The organism is Bacillus sp. FJAT-45037 (genome assembly GCF_002797325.1).
Classification (GTDB): Bacteria; Bacillota; Bacilli; order Bacillales; family Bacillaceae_D; genus Alkalihalophilus.
Genome location: NZ_KZ454938.1, coordinates 2,993,391 through 3,013,897, shown reverse-complemented (window position 1 = coordinate 3,013,897; position 20,507 = coordinate 2,993,391). Strand labels below are relative to the sequence as shown.

The window sequence follows — 20,507 nt, the reverse complement described above, 5'->3', positions numbered from 1 at the left end:
TTACATTTCATTATCTAGTTTTCAAAGAACAAGTAAATTGGTGGAGCCTAGCGGGATCGAACCGCTGACCTCCTGCGTGCAAGGCAGGCGCTCTCCCAGCTGAGCTAAGGCCCCAACTAATTTTATGGTGGGCCTGAGTGGACTCGAACCACCGACCTCACGCTTATCAGGCGTGCGCTCTAACCAGCTGAGCTACAGGCCCCTATCTTATTATTATAGATAGAGATTAGAGAGTTTTATGTTCTCTCAAAACTGAACAAAAGATCCAAAGCGCATATGACCCAAGGTCATACATCGACTAGAGTTAAAATACTCCATAGAAAGGAGGTGATCCAGCCGCACCTTCCGATACGGCTACCTTGTTACGACTTCACCCCAATCATCTGTCCCACCTTAGGCGGCTGGCTCCATAAAGGTTACCCCACCGACTTCGGGTGTTACAAACTCTCGTGGTGTGACGGGCGGTGTGTACAAGGCCCGGGAACGTATTCACCGCGGCATGCTGATCCGCGATTACTAGCAATTCCGGCTTCATGTAGGCGAGTTGCAGCCTACAATCCGAACTGAGAATGGCTTTATGGGATTCGCTCAACCTCGCGGTTTTGCAGCCCTTTGTACCATCCATTGTAGCACGTGTGTAGCCCAGGTCATAAGGGGCATGATGATTTGACGTCGTCCCCACCTTCCTCCGGTTTGTCACCGGCAGTCACCTTAGAGTGCCCAACTGAATGCTGGCAACTAAGATCAAGGGTTGCGCTCGTTGCGGGACTTAACCCAACATCTCACGACACGAGCTGACGACAACCATGCACCACCTGTCACTTTGTCCCCCGAAGGGGAAAGCCCTATCTCTAGGGTGGTCAAAGGATGTCAAGACCTGGTAAGGTTCTTCGCGTTGCTTCGAATTAAACCACATGCTCCACTGCTTGTGCGGGCCCCCGTCAATTCCTTTGAGTTTCAACCTTGCGGTCGTACTCCCCAGGCGGAGTGCTTAATGTGTTAACTTCGGCACTAAGGGCATCGAAACCCCTAACACCTAGCACTCATCGTTTACGGCGTGGACTACCAGGGTATCTAATCCTGTTTGCTCCCCACGCTTTCGCGCCTCAGCGTCAGTTACAGACCAGAGAGTCGCCTTCGCCACTGGTGTTCCTCCACATATCTACGCATTTCACCGCTACACGTGGAATTCCACTCTCCTCTTCTGTACTCAAGTCTCCCAGTTTCCAATGACCCTCCACGGTTGAGCCGTGGGCTTTCACATCAGACTTAAAAGACCGCCTGCGCGCGCTTTACGCCCAATAATTCCGGACAACGCTTGCCACCTACGTATTACCGCGGCTGCTGGCACGTAGTTAGCCGTGGCTTTCTGGTTAGGTACCGTCAAGGTGCCGCCTTATTCAAACGGCACTTGTTCTTCCCTAACAACAGAGCTTTACGATCCGAAAACCTTCATCACTCACGCGGCGTTGCTCCGTCAGACTTTCGTCCATTGCGGAAGATTCCCTACTGCTGCCTCCCGTAGGAGTCTGGGCCGTGTCTCAGTCCCAGTGTGGCCGATCACCCTCTCAGGTCGGCTACGCATCGTCGCCTTGGTAAGCCATTACCTTACCAACTAGCTAATGCGCCGCGGGCCCATCTATAAGTGATAGCCGAAGCCATCTTTTACCTTTCCTCCATGTGGAGAAAAGGATTACCCGGTATTAGCCCCGGTTTCCCGGAGTTATCCCAATCTTATAGGTAGGTTGCCCACGTGTTACTCACCCGTCCGCCGCTAATCAATGGGAGCAAGCTCCCTTTGATCCGCTCGACTTGCATGTATTAGGCACGCCGCCAGCGTTCGTCCTGAGCCAGGATCAAACTCTCCATAAAAGTGTTTGATTGCTCAAAATAAAACATTGACGAGATATCATGTATCTCATTTTTTTCGCTTGGCTTTTGTTCAGTTTTCAAAGAACGTCTCGTTTGTTTCGTCGTTGTTGGCGACTTTATTATCTTAACATTCCGTTAACGCTGTGTCAACACTTTTTATTAAGATGTTTTTCGTCTCACAACATCGCATGATGCGTTGTTGTCTCAGCGACATGTAATAATATAACACGGTTTAGATAAAGTATGCAATAGTTTTTTTTGATATAAATAAAAAAAGATAGGGTTTCCCCTATCTTCATGAGATATATTCTTCAATTGTTACTGGATGATTGCTAGTGATAGCAATCATTTCTCCGGTTTCTAACAGTTCCACCACTGAGCTATTACTTCTAGTATGGTCAAAGTAAACGATTTTAGCTTGGTCCCCGTTATTCAAACGCACGTTACTACCAATTAACAAACTAGCGATACTCTCGCAAAAAACTTGAATGACCTTAGGGTTAAATTTATCAAACTGACCCTCTGTTAATTTTCCAAGAACATAATATGGTGATTGCTTCCTTCTATATATACGATCTGATGTCATTGCATGATAGACATCAGCTACAGCAATTAACTGACTAAACGAATGAATTTTTTCTTTATTTGTTTGTAAAGGGTAGCCACTCTGGTCAATCCTTTCATGGTGCTGAAGAACACCTAATAGAATATCATCAGATACCCCTTTTACATCTTTGAGCATATTATAACTATAGATAGGGTGCTTTTTAACCTCTGCAAACTCTAATTGATTCAATGCAACCTTTTTATTTAACAACTTAAGTGGAATTTTAGCCATTCCAATATCTGCAAGAGCACCGCTTAGTCCGACCTGAACCCAACTTTGCTTTGAGTAATTTAATTTTTTTGCCATAAAAGCCGATAATGCGCCAACTGAAACAGCATGATGATAGATATAATCTCCCTCTTTATTATAGTTTTGAATGGTTAGCAATTCTTTAGGTCCTTGAATGGCTAACTCTAATAAAGGTGTCAAACATTCTCTAACGCGAATCATCTCTACTTTCGTGCCCGCTTGCCACTGCAGAAACAGTTTCTTATATTGCTCAACGGTGTCTTTATAAGTTTCACTAAAACTTTTACCTTGATTTATCTCTAGCGTTATTTCTACCTTTTCTTCAATAACTTCTTTCGGTGTAAACCTTTGTCCGTTACTAAGCACCGACTCCACTTCGACAAATGGTATTTGGAATGATCGAATAACATATATATGTTCCTGCTTGATAACAGTATTCTCTTCAATAATTGCTGCATCTGTCATCCCTATAACTGGAGTTGATACAATACAACCTTCAATTAATTGACTCGGTTTGACTTTCAAAAATATCCCCCCACCAAAACAGCATCTTTAGAACTAATTCTTTTTACCTTGTATTATACAATAATTAGAATCAATTGGAATGGTTGTTTTAAAAGTCGGGAAAAATAAAAAAGAGAGAAGAATGACTCTTCTCTCTTTTGCTAGTTATTCAGTCTCCTCAGGCTCATCATCTTCTTGAGGGTTTTCTTGTTCAATGTCTTCGTCTTGAACTACTTCCTCAGTGTCTAAAGCTTCATGGTCTAGTTCTTCATGGTCATCTAGTTCTTCATCTTCAATATCAACACGGGCTACAGTTGCTACTTCTTCTCCTTCTTTTACGCGGATTAAAGTAACTCCTTGTGTATTACGTCCGGTCGTTGAAATTCCCTCAACGTGCATACGAATAATAATTCCACTTGCTGTGATAATCATAATGTCATGATCATCAGATACAATTTTTAAAGAGACAAGCGGACCATTCTTCTCTGTGATATTACATGTTTTAATTCCTTTACCTCCACGGTTTTGCACACGATATTCTTCAATAGGTGTTCTCTTACCATACCCGTTCTCAGTAACAATTAAAACTTGATGATTATCTTCTAGAATATCCATACCTACGACATGATCATCGCCAGATAACGAGATCCCTTTTACTCCGCCAGCTGTACGACCCATAAGACGTACGTCTGTTTCATGGAAACGAATAGACATTCCATCTTTCGTACCAATAATCATTTCACGGTCTCCGTCAGTTAAACGTACCCCATGTAGTTCATCCTCACCGCGTAACGTAATCGCGAAAAGACCACCACGACGAATGTTAGCAAATGAAGATAGCTGTGTACGTTTAGCAATTCCGTGTTTTGTTAAGAAGAATAAATATTCGTCATCATTAAATTCTTCGATTGGAATAACGGTACTAATTGTCTCATCTTGTTCAATTTGCAATAAGTTAATAATTGGTATTCCTTTTGCCGTTCGTCCTAACTCAGGAATTTCATACCCTTTTAAGCGATATACTTTTCCTTTGTTCGTGAAGAAAAGAATCGTATGATGAGAATTTGTTGTAAATAGATGTTGCATGAAATCATCATCATTCGTACCCATTCCTTGGATCCCTTTTCCTCCGCGTCGTTGACTACGATAGGTCGAAATTGGCATTCGTTTAATGTAACCATGATGCGTTAACGTAATTACAACGTTTTGACGTGGAATCAGATCCTCATCTTCAAGATGATCTTCACTCATAGAGAGGATTGTACGACGCTCATCATTAAATTTCTCTTTCACTTCAGCAAGTTCTGTGCGGATGATTTCGAGAACTCTCTCGTCATTTGCAAGAATTGACTTTAACTCAGCAATACGAGCCACCAAATCCTCGTACTCATTTTCGATCTTATCACGCTCTAAACCTGTTAAACGTTGCAAACGCATATCAAGTATTGCTTGAGATTGTTCGTAGCTCAGTTCAAACTGCTCCATTAATCCATTACGAGCTATTTCAGTCGTTTGTGAACTGCGAATTAATTTGATGACCTCATCAAGATGATCGAGTGCAATGCGTAACCCTTCAAGAATATGAGCACGAGCTTCTGCTTTCCGTAATTCAAAAGCCGTACGACGACGGATAACAACGACTTGATGACTTAAGTAATGCTCTAAACATTCTTTTAGTGTTAGAACTTTAGGTTGTCCATCTACTAATGCTAGTAAGTTGATACCAAAGCTCGTTTGAAGTGCTGTTTGCTTATATAGATTATTTAATAAAACATTCGCATTAGCGTCACGTCTTAACTCAATAACAATACGCATACCGTTACGATCAGATTCATCACGTAAGTCTGTAATTCCGTCAATCTTCTTATCACGTACGAGCTCCGCAATCTTTTCAATGAGCTTTGCTTTGTTTACTTGATAAGGAAGTTGAGATACAAGAATACGTTGCTTCCCTTTATAATCTTCAATCTCGGTTTGAGCACGTAATGTAATAGAACCACGCCCCGTTTGATACGCTTTACGAATACCTGAACGTCCTAAAATTTCTGCACCTGTAGGGAAATCTGGTCCTGGTATATATTCCATTAATTCAGGGATACTGATGTCAGGATTCTCAGATAAGGCTAAAACACCATCAATCACTTCACCAAGTTGGTGAGGTGGGATGTTGGTCGCCATTCCTACAGCAATACCAGAAGCACCGTTTATAAGTAAGTTAGGAAATCTAGCCGGAAGAACGACCGGTTCACGTTCGGATCCGTCATAGTTATCTTGGTAATCAATTGTATCTTTATTGATGTCTCTAATCAGTTCCATTGAAACCTTAGACATTCGCGCTTCTGTATAACGCATGGCAGCAGCTGAATCTCCGTCAACCGAACCAAAGTTACCATGTCCATCAATCAGCATATAGCGATAGCTAAAATCTTGAGCCATCCTTACCATTGTTTCATACACAGCAGAGTCACCATGAGGGTGGTACTTACCAATAACTTCACCAACGATACGTGCTGATTTTTTGTAGGCTTTTTCAGAAGTCATTCCAAGCTCGTTCATTGCAAATAAGATACGACGATGAACTGGCTTTAACCCATCTCGTGCGTCTGGTAATGCACGACTGACGATGACACTCATTGCGTAATCCATAAACGATGTTTTCATTTCTTGGCTAATATTTATTTCTTTTACTTTTGATTGGAATTGTTCAGCCATCTATTTATAAACCTCCATCTACCCGCCTAAATATCGAGATTCTTCACATAATGAGCATTTTCTTGGATGAAATCACGTCTTGGTTCTACACGATCTCCCATTAGAATTTCAAATATCTCATCTGCTTTCATTGCATCCTCTAATGTTACTTGCAACAAAGTACGAAACTCTGGTGACATTGTCGTTTCCCAAAGTTGAGTTGGGTTCATCTCTCCTAGACCCTTATACCGTTGAATTCCAACCTTACTTCGCTCTGTATATTGTTCCATAATAAGATCTAATTCCTTTTCATTGTATGCATACTGCAACTCTTTACCTTGAGTAACTTTATAAAGTGGCGGTTGCGCAATGTAGATATATCCTTTTTCAATTAACGGTTTCATATAACGATAGAAGAACGTTAAGATCAATGTTCGAATGTGAGCCCCATCAACATCGGCATCTGTCATGATAATAATCTTATGATAACGTGCCTTTTCGATGTTAAATTCGTCAGCAATACCAGTTCCGAGCGCTGTAATGATTGCACGAATTTCGTTGTTGGCGAGAATCTTATCTAATCTTGCTTTTTCAACATTAATAATCTTTCCACGTAGTGGTAGGATTGCTTGGAAATGACGATCACGGCCTTGCTTGGCTGATCCACCTGCTGAATCACCCTCAACAATATAAATCTCACTAATTGTAGCATCCTTCGATGAACAATCAGCTAATTTACCAGGTAACGAACTTACTTCTAGTGCACTTTTACGTCGTGTTAATTCACGAGCCTTCTTCGCAGCTTCTCTCGCTCGTGAAGCCATTAACCCTTTTTCAACAATTTTCTTACCAACTTGAGGATGCTCAATCATAAACCTAGCAAATGCTTCACTAAATAATGAATCAGTTACTGTACGAGCTTCACTGTTTCCGAGCTTTGTTTTTGTTTGACCCTCGAATTGTGGATCCGGTAATTTGACAGAGATAATGGCCGTTAACCCTTCACGAACATCTTCACCTGTTAAGTTTGGATCATTCTCTTTAAATAGACTGTTTTTTCGAGCGTAATCATTAATAACACGCGTTAAGCCTGTTTTAAAACCAGACTCATGTGTGCCACCTTCATGCGTACTAATATTATTTGCAAATGAGTAAATATTGCTTACGTACCCATCATTATATTGAACCGCAACTTCTACGGTTAAGCCGTCTTTTTCACTTTCAATATGAATCGGCTCATCGTGAAGGACTTCTTTGGCACGGTTTAAATGCTCTACAAAAGAGGCAATCCCGCCTTCGTAATAATATGTAGATTCCTTTCCTTCTACACGCTTGTCCTCAATCGAGATTGTTAGGCCTTTATTTAAAAACGCTAACTCTCGTAATCGAGTAGCCAAAATATCAAATTCGTATTCTGTCGTCTCAGTAAATATCAAATTATCTGGTTTGAAGCGAATGGTCGTTCCACGTTTTTCTGTTTCACCGACAACAGCTAAATCTTTTTGAGGAACACCTCGTTGATATTCTTGATAGTAAACTTGTCCTTCACGATGTACTTCAACTTCTAATTTCGTAGATAGAGCATTTACAACAGATGCACCTACACCATGAAGTCCACCTGATACTTTATATCCGCCGCCACCAAATTTACCACCAGCGTGCAACACAGTCATGATGACCTCAACTGCAGGACGTCCCATTTTTTCATGAATCCCAACTGGAATACCACGACCATTATCTTCAACTAAAATACTGTTATCTTCCTCAATCGTTACTTGAATGGTATCGCAGTGACCTGCCATTGCTTCATCAATACTGTTATCAACAATTTCCCATACTAAGTGGTGAAGACCACGCGAACTTGTTGATCCAATATACATTCCAGGACGTTTCCTTACGGCTTCAAGACCTTCTAGGACTTGTATTTGACTTTCATCATATGATTGTTGTTCAGAATGCTGTTCATTCGTCACTTATTTCACCTTCATTCTTAAAGTTCTCCACGCTTGCCTCACGAATAATCTATATATATTTACAGTTGCTTATGTCGTTTAACCCTCATTCACTGTGACTAGATCGATTTCAGAAACAGCTTGAGCACGTTTATTAAGCGTTAATGAGGATACAGGTGAGAAATATATCGCTTCATCGGTTATAACAATCGACTTAATATAATCCTCAGATATCACGGTGCATCTTTTAAGCTCATTTTCTTTTTCTAGATATGTCTTTGTTACCATCGACATATCCTCTACATCACGATCAAGAATAGCAATAATTTCTTTCGAGCGGATGATGATATCTCCGCCTAAATGAATAAACATATCCCACCGCCTTATACATCATTAGTGATCGTACCTTGGTCCACTTGAAAAATCGCTGCCCCGTTTAACGCTTCATGGTTGACTCCACTAATAGATGTTGTCGTTACAAAGGTTTGAACACGCTGCTGGATTGTGTGGAGTAAGTGAGACTGTCTATAATCATCTAACTCAGATAGAACATCATCTAGTAATAAAATTGGGTATTCCCCAATCTCAGCATGAATCAATTCTATTTCAGCTAACTTAACTGCTAATGCTGTTGTTCGTTGTTGACCTTGAGAACCGTATGTTTGTACGTCGCGGTCGTTCACGAAAAAGAGAAGATCATCTCGTTGTGGTCCAAATAATGTTACCCCGCGGGCAATCTCGCGTTGTTTTTTCGATTCGTACGTATTGAAGAATACTTCCTTCATTTTCGGCAAGTCCATCTCTTCTAATACATCAACAGAAGGTTTGTATTGGATTTTTAATTGTTCTTTGCCACGACTGATATCACGATGGATCCCTTCGGCCCATTTTTGCAGTTGACCTAAAAAGACAAAACGCCGTTTGGTAATTTGTACGGCTAGTTCCACTAATTGCTCCGTCAAAATATCTAGCATCTCTTTTGAACCTTTGCCTATTTGTAGATCTTTCAATAAAAAATTACGTTGTTGCAAAACTTTATTATGTAGGCCTAAATGGTGCAAATAGATTGGACTAATCTGGCCTAGCTCCATATCAATAAACCTTCTACGCAATTGTGGACTACCTTTGACTAGATTTAAATCCTCTGGGGCAAACATGACGACATTCACTGCTCCGACATATTCACTAAGTTTGCGTTGCTCTAAGCCATTTAGTTTTACCTTTTTTCCTTTGGTTGAAATAACTACATCCAACTCAACAGAACCAGACGTTCTTAAAACTTGGCCATGAAGCCTAGCAAACTCCTCATCCCAACCAATTAGTTCCTTGTCTTTGGATGTCCGATGGGATTTTGCAAGAGCCAACACATAAATGGCCTCAATAGCATTTGTTTTGCCTTGCGCATTTTCACCGATAAAGACGTTCATCTTTTCATCAAAGATAAGGTCTACTTTATCGTAATTGCGAAATTGGCGAATGTGTAGTGACTTAATATACATGGTTCTTCCCCTTATGCTTGGACAATTTCAATCAATGTTTCATGGGCTAACTTCACCCGATCCCCCACATAAAGCTTTTTACCACGACGATTCTCTAACTCATCATTTACGTAGACGATGTGTTCACTTAAGTACCACTTAGCCATTCCGCCTGTATCAATCGCTCCAACTTCCTTTAACAGCTGACCTAACGTTATATACTCGGTTGTAATTGATAGTCTTTCCATTTTGGATCCTCACTCTTTCTCGCTCAATAGGAGCAAATGTTTATCCATCAAAGTTAAGACAGCAAATCAATGGTGAAATGCTGCCTTCTTTGGTTTCCGTCATTCGATTAGTCTTTTCTCTATTGTACTAGAGACAAGCCAGATAGCCAAGACCTAGTTCATAAACAAATTGATCGACTGCCTAGTATGTGCGAACCGGTGAGAATAAGTGTAGATAATGGTCATGGTCAGTAGGACGAATGAGAAATGGGCTCATTGCCCCGGTAAAGACAATGTTAATTTCATCACTGTCTGCAACTTTTAGCGCATCAATAATATTTTTCCCATTAAACGAAATACGCATATTCTCCCCTTGCATCTCTTCGCTTTGAATACTTTCGGTCACTTTTCCTACTTCAGGTTGAATAGACGTAATTTCAATCAACCCTTCTTCAAGCGTTTTAAGATTAATGACATTATTCTTCCCTTCACGCGAAAGAAGCAATGCTCTTTCTAATGTTTGCAGGAAGGGCTTGGCCTTTAATGTAAATGACGTTTTGGATTGAGTAGGAATCATGTTTTTGGTTACTGGATATTTACCTTCAAGTAAACGAGAAAAGAATAATAGGTTTTTTAATTTAAATAAAATTTGATTCTCGGTGACAACGACATCGATTAGTTCATTGGTGTCATCAAGAATTTTATTTAGCTCATTTAATGATTTTCCAGGAATAACAACATTTGAAAACGAAAGTTTGTCGTCGTTACGTTCAATTGTTGCTTTACGCATTGCTAAACGATGACTATCTGTAGCAGTACAGACTAACTCATCTCCTTCGATCTCTAGGTTTACACCTGTCAACACCGGACGTGTTTCCTGAGTGGACACCGCAAAGACCGTTTGGCGAATCATATTTTTAAGCATGTCTTGCGGCAAACGGAAAAGACGTTCTTCTTCTAATTGCGGGAGACGCGGATACTCTTCTGGATCTAAACCATTTAAATTAAAGACAGAAGATCCTGAACGAATAGTTGTCGCAAATTGGTCTTGAACAATGACTTCAATGGTTTCACCTGGTAATTTCTTAACAATCTCTGCAAAGAATCGAGCAGAAAGAACGATGCTGCCTTGTTCTTCAATCGTCACTATTTCATTGTCGCTGTCTTCTTTAGGAATGAATATTTCAATTGAAATATCAGAGTCACTACCAGTAAGAGTAACACCTTCATTACCAGCAACAATTTTAATTCCAGTCAAAATTGGAATAGTTGTACGGGAAGAAATAGCTTTCGTTGCATGTTGAACATCATGAACAAAGCGGTCACGTTGAATAGTAAAATGCATCGTTAAAAGACTCCTTTAATAATTAATTATATTTAAGAATATATCGTAGTAATAGTACTAGGGGCTGTGGATTTGTGGATAACTATCTTAAAAAGCTGAAAGAATGAGCCTATCAACATGTGGATGAAGTGTTGATAGGCTTGCGCATGTTATTCACAATTTACACAACAGTTACCTGGTTTAAGAGCGAAGTTGCTCCATAATTTCTTGGACTTGTTGTTGGAGTTCTTGATCGGTTGCAAGCATTCTCGAAATTTTCTCATGTGCATGAATGACTGTCGTATGGTCGCGACCACCAAATTCACTACCGATCTTAGGGAGTGAGGCATCGGTCATTTCACGTGACAAATACATAGCGATTTGACGCGGGTAAGCAACAGACTTTGTACGTTTTTTTGCTTTAAAGTCTTCTAGCTTCACGTGATAATGTTCACCTACTATTTTTTGAATGTCGGTGATGGTTAAAATTTTAGGTTTTGAGTTTGGAATAATATCTTTTAGAGCTTCTGCTGCTAAATCAGCATTCATATCCTGGTTAATGAGTGATGAGTAAGCAACGACCCTAATTAGTGCACCTTCTAACTCGCGAATATTTGTATCAATTTGGTTTGCGATATAAAGCATAACCTCATTTGGAATATCAAGATTTTCTGCTTTGGCTTTCTTTCTTAATATGGCTATTCGCGTTTCTAAGTCAGGAGGAGTAATGTCAGTTATTAATCCCCATTCAAAGCGAGAACGTAGACGATCTTCTAATGTCGGAATTTCTTTTGGTGGTCGATCACTAGAGATGACGATCTGTTTGGATTCCTCATGTAACGCATTAAACGTGTGGAAAAATTCCTCTTGAGTTTGTTCTTTTCCTGCTAAAAACTGAATATCATCAATAAGAAGAACGTCAACATTACGGTACTTATTGCGAAAGTTAACAGCTCTATTGTCACGAATCGAATTAATGAATTCATTTGTGAACTTTTCAGAGGAAAGATAAACTACTTTTGCATTTGGGTTGTGGTCCATAACATAGTGACCAATCGCGTGCATTAAATGGGTTTTTCCAAGTCCTACGCCTCCATAAATAAATAAAGGATTGTACGCTTTGGCAGGCGCTTCAGCTACAGCGAGAGATGCTGCATGTGCAAAGCGGTTTCCGGACCCAATAACAAATGTATCAAATGTGTACTTGTCATTAAGCATTGTTTTTGTACCGTTTGTACTATTATTGTTTTCAGTTACAACTTTTTTCTTTTTAGGTGCTTCAACTAAAAAATCATCCTCAAATTCATTTTGAGGGATGACAAACTTCGGAACAAGTCGTGCACCAGTTAACTGCTCAATGGTATCGGATGTAAGTCCTGCGTAATGTTCTTCTAGCCAATCACGAGCAAACTCATTCGGAGCTGTAACCGTAATTACATCATTTTGAATGTCATTTGCTTTTGTTGATTTGAGCCACGTCTCATAGCTAGGTTTACTTACTTTCTTCTCCATTTCAGCTAACGCTTGGTCCCATAAATCGTGTATGTTCTCCAACTGAGAATCCCTCCTTTTCTAACCGAGTTTATTTAAGTGCTTTCTCACTCATCAGAAAAAGCCGCTGTAAAACCTTTGTACAACGCTAGAATACATGTGAATAAATATCCATTAGTCCTCCCTTTTGTGGAGGACGATATAATATAGTAGAAAAACAACTTTTGAACAGTTTGCCCCTCACTGTGGAAAACTTAGATAACAAAGAATGAAAGCTGTCCACAAGTTTACCCACAGGTTGTGGACAAACCGAAGAGTGAATGAACCTGTCCACGAGTGAAAACATAATTATCATAGCAAAAAACAGAGGTAACCGCAACGCTTTATTAGGTTTATCCACATACCACAGGATGTTGTGTTTAAAAGTTGTCCACAACACAAGATATGTGCGTAAGCTGTCGATAAAGCTGAGGATAGAGTGGATTGTGTCGAATGGTAGTTATCCACAGAAGGTAGTTAGAGAGATTTTGATGAGCTGTTAAACATTTTTAAAGTACGGATCGAGTAAGGAAAATTAAACAACGATTTAGGTTTTTTAAAACGGACCTTGACAACTGCACCCGATGTTTCTTATACTTTACAAGAATGTCTTTTAAGTAGAGAATCCTCAGGGAGGTGTAATAAATGGCAAAACCAACTTTCCAACCGAATAATCGTAAGCGTAAAAAGGTACATGGCTTCCGTAAGCGTATGAGTACTAGTAACGGCCGTAATGTGTTAGCTCGTCGTCGTCGTAAAGGAAGAAAAGTATTATCTGCATAGGCCACTGAATGTCAGTGGTCTTTTTCTACTTCTTAGTGGGTAAACTAGAGGTAAGAGACGATTTAAATCCAGATAATCTTTTGAGATGTTTGAGGTGTACGTACATGAAAAAAGAGCAGCGGATAAAGAAGAACGAAGAGTTTTCGTCCGTATTTAACAAAGGGCAGTCCGTTGCCAATCGGCAATTTGTGCTGTATTCCTTGAAAAAAGAAGGACAAGTTAATTTTCGAATTGGTTTGTCTGTGAGTAAGAAAGTGGGGAATGCTGTCACGCGTAATCGAATTAAACGTTATGTGCGAACAGTATTCCAAACTTATCAAGAGGATCTACCAATAAATTATGATTTTGTTGTGATTGCGAGACATCCGGTGGCTGAAATGGATTTTCACGAAGTGGAGTCAAGTCTTAAACACGTCCTTAAAAAATCGCGTTTTCTAAAAAAGAAGAATCATATGCCACGTTCTTAGTCAGATCTTTTACTAAGCAAGGTCATTATAAAAGTTCTGACTAGTTTAGTGTGTTCATATAAATAGTATGTAGATGGACAAGGAGGAGAGCTTGTGCTCAAGAAATTTGGTCTTATAACAATGATTATTGGTCTGCTCTTTGTCATGACTGGCTGTTTTGACATCGACCAACCAATTACAAGTGACAGTGAGGGTTTTTGGAACTCTTACTTTGTATATCCTCTCTCATGGCTTATTATTTATTTCGGTGAATTATTGAACAGTTATGGGCTAGCAATTATTGTCGTTACCATCCTTTTGCGTATTTTAATTTTACCTTTAATGATAAAACAAACAAAGAGTGCAAAAGCGATGCAAGCCATTCAACCAGAAATGCAAAAGCTTCGTGAGAAATATAGTGCAAAAGATCAACAAACTCAACAAAAATTACAACAAGAAATGATGGGGATGTTCCAAGAGCGTGGAGTCAATCCATTAGCTGGTTGTTTGCCGTTATTTGTTCAAATGCCGATCTTACTCGGATTTTATCATGCGATTATGCGTACAGAGATCATTAGCGAATATTCATTTTTATGGTTTGAATTAGGTGCACCAGACCCATTTGTTTTACCGATTGTGGCTGGTATTACAACATTCATTCAACAGAAAATGATGATGGTTACAGATAATCCACAGATGAAGATTCTTCTATATGTAATGCCGGTTATGATTTTTGTCTTTGCGATTTTCTTCCCATCAGCTCTTACCCTTTATTGGGTAGTTGGAAACCTGTTCATGATTACTCAAACGTATTTCATCACAGGGCCTAATGTCGGTAAGGTAGATACAGCTGAAGCAACTACAGGAGGGAAGAAAAAGTGACCCATGTGACTGTATCAGGTAAAACGATTGAAGAAGCTGTTAAACGTGCATTGTCGGAACTTGGAACAACAGAGGAACGTCTTTCGTATCGAGTCATCGAAGAAGCGAAAAAAGGTTTTCTTGGCTTTCTTGGATCAAGACCTGCAACAATAGAAGCTCACATCATACCTGATCCTGTCTCGGAAGCTTATTCATTCCTTGAGAAGACTCTTGAATTAATGGGTGTTCCTGCGACGATTGATCAGAGCATGGAACACAAAAAAGTTCGATTTAATCTTCAAAGTGATGAAGATCTTGGTCGTGTCATCGGAAAAAGAGGGCAAACACTCGATTCCTTAGATTATTTAACGAATGTAGTCGTAAATCGTCAAAAAGGAACAAAAGAGTATCTCTCAATCGAAGTAGATGCTCTTGATTACCGTGAACGGCGGAGAGAAGCACTGGTTCAGCTAGCTCATCGAGTAGCCGAAAAAGCGAAAGCGACAAAAAAGCCAGTGTCACTCGAACCAATGAGTGCTCACGAACGAAAGATCATTCACTCGGCTTTGCAATCTGCTCGCGGCGTTCAGACGTTCTCTAAAGGACAAGGACGTCAAAGGCATATTGTTATTGCGACAAAATAAGTGGTTAGAAGAGGGTGGCTCAGTGCGAGTCATCCTTTTTCTATCGCCTAAACTGGGGTGGCGTTCGTTCATAGCTTTTCTGTTTAAGCTGTGCTATTCTAAACTTTTAGAAGTTGTTTTTTAGCTGAGCGTGTAACGGGTCGATACATGTTAATAATAGAAGATAATAGGAAAGACTGTGAGGTGAACAAAGATGGAATTTGATACAATTGCTGCGATCTCAACCGCACTTGGTGAAGGAGCGATTGGGATTGTCCGCTTAAGTGGAGAGGATGCAGTAGTCATTGCTGATAAAATTTATTCAGGTGCAAAGCCTTTAGAGGATGTAGCATCTCATACCATTGTTTATGGTTATATTATGGACCAAGATGTTCGTGTAGAAGAGGCCATGGTCTCCGTCATGAGAGCGCCACGAACATTTACACGAGAAGATGTTGTAGAAATTAACTGTCACGGCGGCCTTGTTTCTGTCAATAAAGTATTGCAGCTTGCTTTAAAGCATGGGGCACGGCTAGCAGAACCTGGTGAATTTACAAAACGAGCTTTTTTAAATGGGCGGATTGACTTGTCGCAGGCTGAAGGAGTCATGGATTTAATTCGTGCGAAAACCGATAAAGCCATGAATGTAGCCCTAGGACAAGTAGAGGGTCGTTTATCGAAGAAAATTTCTACCTTACGTCAAGCACTACTTGAGACGGTGGCTCATGTTGAAGTGAATATTGATTACCCAGAGTATGATGCAGAGGTCATGACGCATGATTTGTTAATTGAAAAAGCAACATTTGTCGAAGCGGAAATTGAGAAGTTATTAGGGACAGCTAATCAAGGAAAGATCTTACGTGAGGGGCTTTCTACGGTTATTATTGGACGACCGAATGTTGGGAAATCTTCTTTACTAAACAGCTTGGTGCATGAAGAGAAGGCGATTGTGACCGAGATTGCCGGTACGACGCGTGATGTGATTGAAGAGTATGTCAGTGTACGGGGAGTTCCGCTTCGTCTTGTTGATACAGCAGGTATTCGTGAAACAGAAGATATTGTTGAACGTATTGGAGTTGAACGATCTAGACAAGTATTAAAAGAAGCAGAACTGATTCTCCTTGTTTTAAATTATGGAGAAGAGCTTTCAGCAGAAGATGAGGCGTTGTTTAAAGCTGTCGAGCACTTGAATGTCATTGTCATTGTGAATAAAACGGATGTCGAACGAAAAATGGACATTAACCGAGTCTACGAATTAGCAGAAGGCCGCCCAGTCGTGACCACTTCATTGATTAAAGATGAAGGAGTAGATGAGCTAGAAGTAGCGATTGCTTCTTTGTTTTTTGAAGGTGACCTTGAAAGTGGCGATGTAACCTACGTCTCTAACTCACGTCATATCGCCTTGCTCGAACAAGCAAAGTCAACCATGCAAGATGCGATGGCAGCTATTGATATGGGGGTTCCGATTGATTTGGTTCAAATTGATGTGACGAGAACATGGGAGCTACTTGGAGAAATTATTGGTGATAGTGTGCAGGAAAGTTTGATTGATCAGTTATTCTCCCAATTTTGCTTAGGAAAATAAATGACTCGAAAAATAGTGGGAATATAAGGAGGTTTTTAGATGAATTTTAACGGTGGAGAATTTGATGTAATCGTTATTGGTGCAGGACATGCTGGCGTTGAAGCAGGACTTGCATCTGCTCGTGCAGGGGCAAATACGTTAATGCTAACGTTGAATTTGGATGCAGTTGCTTTTATGCCATGTAACCCATCAGTCGGTGGCCCGGCTAAAGGGATTGTCGTGCGCGAGATTGATGCCCTTGGTGGTGAAATGGCTCGCAATATTGACAAAACACATATCCAAATGAGAATGCTTAACACAGGAAAAGGTCCAGCAGTACGCGCGTTGCGTGCACAAGCTGATAAATTCCTTTATCAACACGAGATGAAAAAGACCATTGAAGAGCAAGAAAACTTATTGCTTCGTCAAGGAATGGTAGAACGCTTAATCATTGAAGATGGGCAATGTGTAGGTGTTATAACAAATACGGGCGCAGAATACCGTAGTAAATCCGTTGTTATTACGACGGGTACGTATTTACGTGGAAAGATTATTTTAGGTGAACTGTCTTATGAGAGTGGTCCAAATAACATGCAGCCGTCTGTGCAGTTATCCTACCATTTACAAGAGCTAGGGTTTGAGATGGTTCGCTTTAAAACAGGAACTCCTCCACGCGTCAATGGAAACACGATTGACTATGATAAAACGGAAATTCAACCAGGTGATAATGTACCGCGTGCCTTCTCGTATGATACGACTAAGTACATTACCGATCAACTTCCTTGCTGGTTAACCTACACTGGGGAAGAAACTCATCAAATTATTAATGATAACTTGTCGCGTTCTCCAATGTATTCGGGAATGATCGAAGGAACGGGGCCACGATACTGCCCTTCAATTGAGGATAAAATTGTTCGTTTTAACGACAAGCCTCGTCACCAAATCTTTCTTGAGCCAGAAGGTAGAAATACAACAGAAGTGTACGTGCAAGGGTTATCAACCAGCTTGCCGGAAGATGTACAGATGAAAATCTTAAAGTCTATTCCTGGACTAGAAAATGTTCGTATGATGCGTCCTGGCTATGCGATTGAGTACGACGCAATGGTTCCGACACAATTATGGCCGACACTTGAAACAAAAAAAGTGCCAGGTCTCTTTACTGCGGGGCAAATTAATGGAACATCTGGTTATGAAGAAGCTGCAGGTCAAGGAATTATGGCTGGAATTAACGCTGCACGCAAGGCATTAGGCAAAGAAGGAATCATTTTAGATCGTTCAGAAGCGTATATTGGTGTGTTAATTGATGACCTTGTGACAAAAGGTACAAATGAACCATATCGTTTGTTAACCTCTCGTGCAGAATACCGCCTTTTACTACGTCATGACAATGCTGATCTTCGTTTAACACAAAAAGGGCATGAAGTAGGTCTTATTAGTGATGAGCGATACGCGCGGTTTGAAGCGAAGAAAGCTGAAATTATTTCGGAGAAAAAGCGTCTTGAAAGCATGATTATTAAACCATCTGAAGAAGTAGCTGCCGTGTTAGAGGAAGTAAGTTCGACGCCGTTACAAGAAGCGGTACGTGCATCGTTACTTTTAAAACGCCCAGAAATTACGTATCCGCTTATAGAAAGAATCATTCCAGCGGCTGAAGTGATGATTTCTGAAGAAGTGGGTGAACAAGTTGAAATACAAGTGAAATATGAAGGATATATCGAAAAGCAGCTGCAGCAAGTCGAACGTTCGAAGAAAATGAATAATAAAAAAATCCCTCAAGACCTAGATTATAAGGCAATCAATGGGTTAGCAACAGAAGCAAAACAAAAATTAAGTGAAGTACGTCCATTATCAGTCGGACAAGCATCACGTGTATCAGGAGTGAATCCTGCAGATATTTCGATTCTTCTTGTGTATTTAGAACAAGGTAGGTTGGCAAAGATCAAGTAGAGGCTTTTAATGGAGGTTATTGATGAGTAAACAAGCGTTTATATCCCTAGTGAAAGAACAAGGAATTGAGTTAACAGAGAAACAGATCGATCAATTTCAAAGATATTTTGAAGTATTAGTTGAGTGGAACGAAAAAATGAATTTAACCGCTTTAACGAGCGAAGAAGATGTGTACATTAAACATTTTTACGATTCGATTTCTGCAAGCTTCTTCTATTCTTTCAAAGCTGGTCAAAAAATTATTGATGTAGGGGCAGGAGCAGGATTTCCAAGTATTCCACTTAAAATTCTCTATCCTGAACTCCATGTAAGCATTGTGGATTCATTGAAAAAAAGAATTGGCTTTTTGGAACATCTTGCAAGTGAGTTAGAACTAGATGGGGTATCTTTTTACCATGATCGTGCAGAAACATTCGGTCAAAATCCTGCGCATCGTGAGCAGTATGATATTGTGACAGCTCGTGCGGTAGCCAGAATGTCTGTGCTTGCTGAACTCTGTTTACCGCTCGTAAAGGTTGGTGGAGACTTTATTGCCATGAAGGGTGCAAGTGCGGAGAATGAACTCTCTGATGCTAAGCGCGCGTTCGATGTGTTAGATGCAAAAGTGAAATCAGACCACACATTCAAGCTACCAATAGAAGATAGCGAGCGGCATATTACCGTTATTGAGAAGAAAAAAGCGACAAAAAAGAAGTATCCAAGAAAGCCCGGAACACCAAATAAGCAACCTCTATAGATCATGTTTCACGTGAAACATGATCTTCTTTTTTCGATCTTGTCGGTAAGGTTTTACTTGACTACATGGGAGTAAGAAGGATATAAAAGTAGTATGGAAAGAAAGAAGGATTAAAGTTGTCTCTGTCGAATATAGCAAGACGGTTATTATCAGAAGGTGGTGTCAGGCGATGAAGCAACCGTTTTCACGCCTATTTGGCTTGAGTGACAAGCACGAAGAGGTAGAAGTGAGTTCGAACGAAGAAGTAAGGCAAATTCCAATTGCTGATATTGTTCCGAATCGCTTTCAACCGCGGACCGTATTTGATGAGGAACGTATTGAGGAACTATCACAAACGATCCGAACGCACGGGATTATCCAGCCAATTGTCGTACGTGAACGCGATGGTAAATTTGAATTAATCGCAGGGGAAAGACGATGGCGTGCTGTTACAAAGCTCGGATGGGAGAAAATACCCGCTCTAGTGAAGGAGTTTAATGATTCTCAGACAGCATCAATTGCTTTAATTGAAAATCTCCAGCGTGAAGGATTAACCTCGATTGAAGAAGCAATTGCATATGCTAAGTTAATTGAACTCCACGGACTTACACAGGAAAGCTTAGCGCAACGGTTAGGGAAGGGTCAATCAACGATCGCGAACAAATTACGCTTGCTTCACCTGCCTGAGCCAGTCCAACGTGCTATTTTAGATCGACGTATATCTGAACGGCATGCAAGGGCGTTGTTGTCATTAAAGAATGAAGAACTACAGGTGCAGCTACTTTCAGAGGTAATCGAGAAGCAGTTGAACGTGAAACAAACTGAAGAACGTGTTCGTTTCATGTTAGATGGCCAATCTGAACCAAAGAAAAAAGCCACTCGAAAATCTTATCCGAAAGATATGAGGATTGCAATGAATACAATTCGTCAATCCGTTGATATGGTATTAAAAAGTGGTTTAAAAGTAGATGCTAACGAAGAAGAGAATGAAGAATTTTATCAATTTACTATACGTATACCGAAAAAATAATCTATCGTTAACCGATAGATTATTTTTATAGCTACGCGTCGAACTACAAATTCTGAACTCACATAACTTTCTAAAATTTATCAAATAATTTATGTTAAAATGGA

16 protein-coding genes, 2 tRNA genes and 1 rRNA gene are annotated in these 20,507 nt (G+C 40.2%); 8 read left to right on the top strand and 11 right to left on the bottom strand.

Going from position 1 to position 20,507, the window contains the following annotated elements:
• Window positions 1-38: 38 nt before the first annotated feature.
• From CDZ88_RS15210 to dnaA, 11 genes are all read right to left on the bottom strand, one after another.
• Window positions 39-114 (bottom strand) — tRNA-Ala (locus CDZ88_RS15210).
• 11 nt (window positions 115-125) lie between these two features.
• A tRNA-Ile gene (locus CDZ88_RS15205) sits at window positions 126-202 on the bottom strand.
• 118 nt (window positions 203-320) lie between these two features.
• A 16S ribosomal RNA gene (locus tag CDZ88_RS15200) occupies window positions 321-1,872 on the bottom strand.
• Window positions 1,873-2,167: 295 nt separating this feature from the next.
• Window positions 2,168-3,253: an HD-GYP domain-containing protein gene (locus CDZ88_RS15195; RefSeq protein WP_100374342.1), complete on the bottom strand. Its 1,086-nt coding sequence runs from the start codon at window positions 3,251-3,253 to the stop codon at window positions 2,168-2,170.
• A 144-nt stretch (window positions 3,254-3,397) separates the two neighbouring features.
• Window positions 3,398-5,944, bottom strand: a complete 2,547-nt coding sequence (gene gyrA, locus CDZ88_RS15190) for a DNA gyrase subunit A (protein ID WP_100374341.1) — start codon at window positions 5,942-5,944, stop codon at window positions 3,398-3,400.
• Window positions 5,945-5,970: 26 nt separating this feature from the next.
• Window positions 5,971-7,896: a DNA topoisomerase (ATP-hydrolyzing) subunit B gene (gyrB, locus tag CDZ88_RS15185; RefSeq protein ID WP_100374340.1), complete on the bottom strand. Its 1,926-nt coding sequence runs from the start codon at window positions 7,894-7,896 to the stop codon at window positions 5,971-5,973.
• A 78-nt stretch (window positions 7,897-7,974) separates the two neighbouring features.
• Window positions 7,975-8,247 (bottom strand): extracellular matrix regulator RemB, encoded by a 273-nt coding sequence (remB, locus tag CDZ88_RS15180; protein ID WP_100374339.1) that lies wholly within the window; start codon window positions 8,245-8,247, stop codon window positions 7,975-7,977.
• A gap of 11 nt (window positions 8,248-8,258) precedes the next feature.
• Window positions 8,259-9,374 (bottom strand): DNA replication/repair protein RecF, encoded by a 1,116-nt coding sequence (gene recF, locus CDZ88_RS15175; protein ID WP_100374338.1) that lies wholly within the window; start codon window positions 9,372-9,374, stop codon window positions 8,259-8,261.
• 11 nt (window positions 9,375-9,385) lie between these two features.
• Window positions 9,386-9,601: a S4 domain-containing protein YaaA gene (gene yaaA, locus CDZ88_RS15170; protein WP_100374337.1), complete on the bottom strand. Its 216-nt coding sequence runs from the start codon at window positions 9,599-9,601 to the stop codon at window positions 9,386-9,388.
• A 181-nt stretch (window positions 9,602-9,782) separates the two neighbouring features.
• Window positions 9,783-10,925 carry a DNA polymerase III subunit beta gene (dnaN, locus tag CDZ88_RS15165; protein ID WP_100374336.1) on the bottom strand — a complete coding sequence of 381 codons (1,143 nt, stop codon included), beginning with the start codon at window positions 10,923-10,925 and terminating at the stop codon, window positions 9,783-9,785.
• 180 nt (window positions 10,926-11,105) lie between these two features.
• Window positions 11,106-12,458, bottom strand: a complete 1,353-nt coding sequence (gene dnaA, locus CDZ88_RS15160) for a chromosomal replication initiator protein DnaA (RefSeq protein ID WP_100374335.1) — start codon at window positions 12,456-12,458, stop codon at window positions 11,106-11,108.
• A 621-nt stretch (window positions 12,459-13,079) separates the two neighbouring features.
• Between dnaA and rpmH the strand changes: the two genes are divergently transcribed.
• From rpmH to noc, 8 genes are all read left to right on the top strand, one after another.
• A complete protein-coding gene (gene rpmH / locus CDZ88_RS15155; protein ID WP_100374334.1) occupies window positions 13,080-13,217 on the top strand; it encodes a 50S ribosomal protein L34 in 138 nt (45 codons plus the stop codon).
• Window positions 13,218-13,321: 104 nt separating this feature from the next.
• Complete coding sequence (gene rnpA / locus CDZ88_RS15150; RefSeq protein ID WP_100374333.1) at window positions 13,322-13,684, top strand: ribonuclease P protein component; 363 nt, start codon at window positions 13,322-13,324, stop codon at window positions 13,682-13,684.
• Between the two features lie 93 nt (window positions 13,685-13,777).
• A complete protein-coding gene (gene spoIIIJ / locus CDZ88_RS15145; protein ID WP_100374332.1) occupies window positions 13,778-14,545 on the top strand; it encodes a YidC family membrane integrase SpoIIIJ in 768 nt (255 codons plus the stop codon).
• Window positions 14,542-15,168 (top strand): RNA-binding cell elongation regulator Jag/EloR, encoded by a 627-nt coding sequence (gene jag / locus CDZ88_RS15140; RefSeq protein WP_100374331.1) that lies wholly within the window; start codon window positions 14,542-14,544, stop codon window positions 15,166-15,168. Before spoIIIJ ends, jag begins: the two co-directional genes overlap by 4 nt.
• Before the next feature lie 193 nt (window positions 15,169-15,361).
• Complete coding sequence (mnmE, locus tag CDZ88_RS15135) at window positions 15,362-16,732, top strand: tRNA uridine-5-carboxymethylaminomethyl(34) synthesis GTPase MnmE (RefSeq protein WP_100374330.1); 1,371 nt, start codon at window positions 15,362-15,364, stop codon at window positions 16,730-16,732.
• A 39-nt stretch (window positions 16,733-16,771) separates the two neighbouring features.
• Window positions 16,772-18,658 carry a tRNA uridine-5-carboxymethylaminomethyl(34) synthesis enzyme MnmG gene (gene mnmG / locus CDZ88_RS15130; RefSeq protein WP_100374329.1) on the top strand — a complete coding sequence of 629 codons (1,887 nt, stop codon included), beginning with the start codon at window positions 16,772-16,774 and terminating at the stop codon, window positions 18,656-18,658.
• A gap of 22 nt (window positions 18,659-18,680) precedes the next feature.
• Window positions 18,681-19,394, top strand: a complete 714-nt coding sequence (gene rsmG / locus CDZ88_RS15125) for a 16S rRNA (guanine(527)-N(7))-methyltransferase RsmG (protein WP_100374328.1) — start codon at window positions 18,681-18,683, stop codon at window positions 19,392-19,394.
• Window positions 19,395-19,563: 169 nt separating this feature from the next.
• Window positions 19,564-20,403 carry a nucleoid occlusion protein gene (noc, locus tag CDZ88_RS15120; protein ID WP_100374327.1) on the top strand — a complete coding sequence of 280 codons (840 nt, stop codon included), beginning with the start codon at window positions 19,564-19,566 and terminating at the stop codon, window positions 20,401-20,403.
• Window positions 20,404-20,507 lie beyond the last annotated feature (104 nt).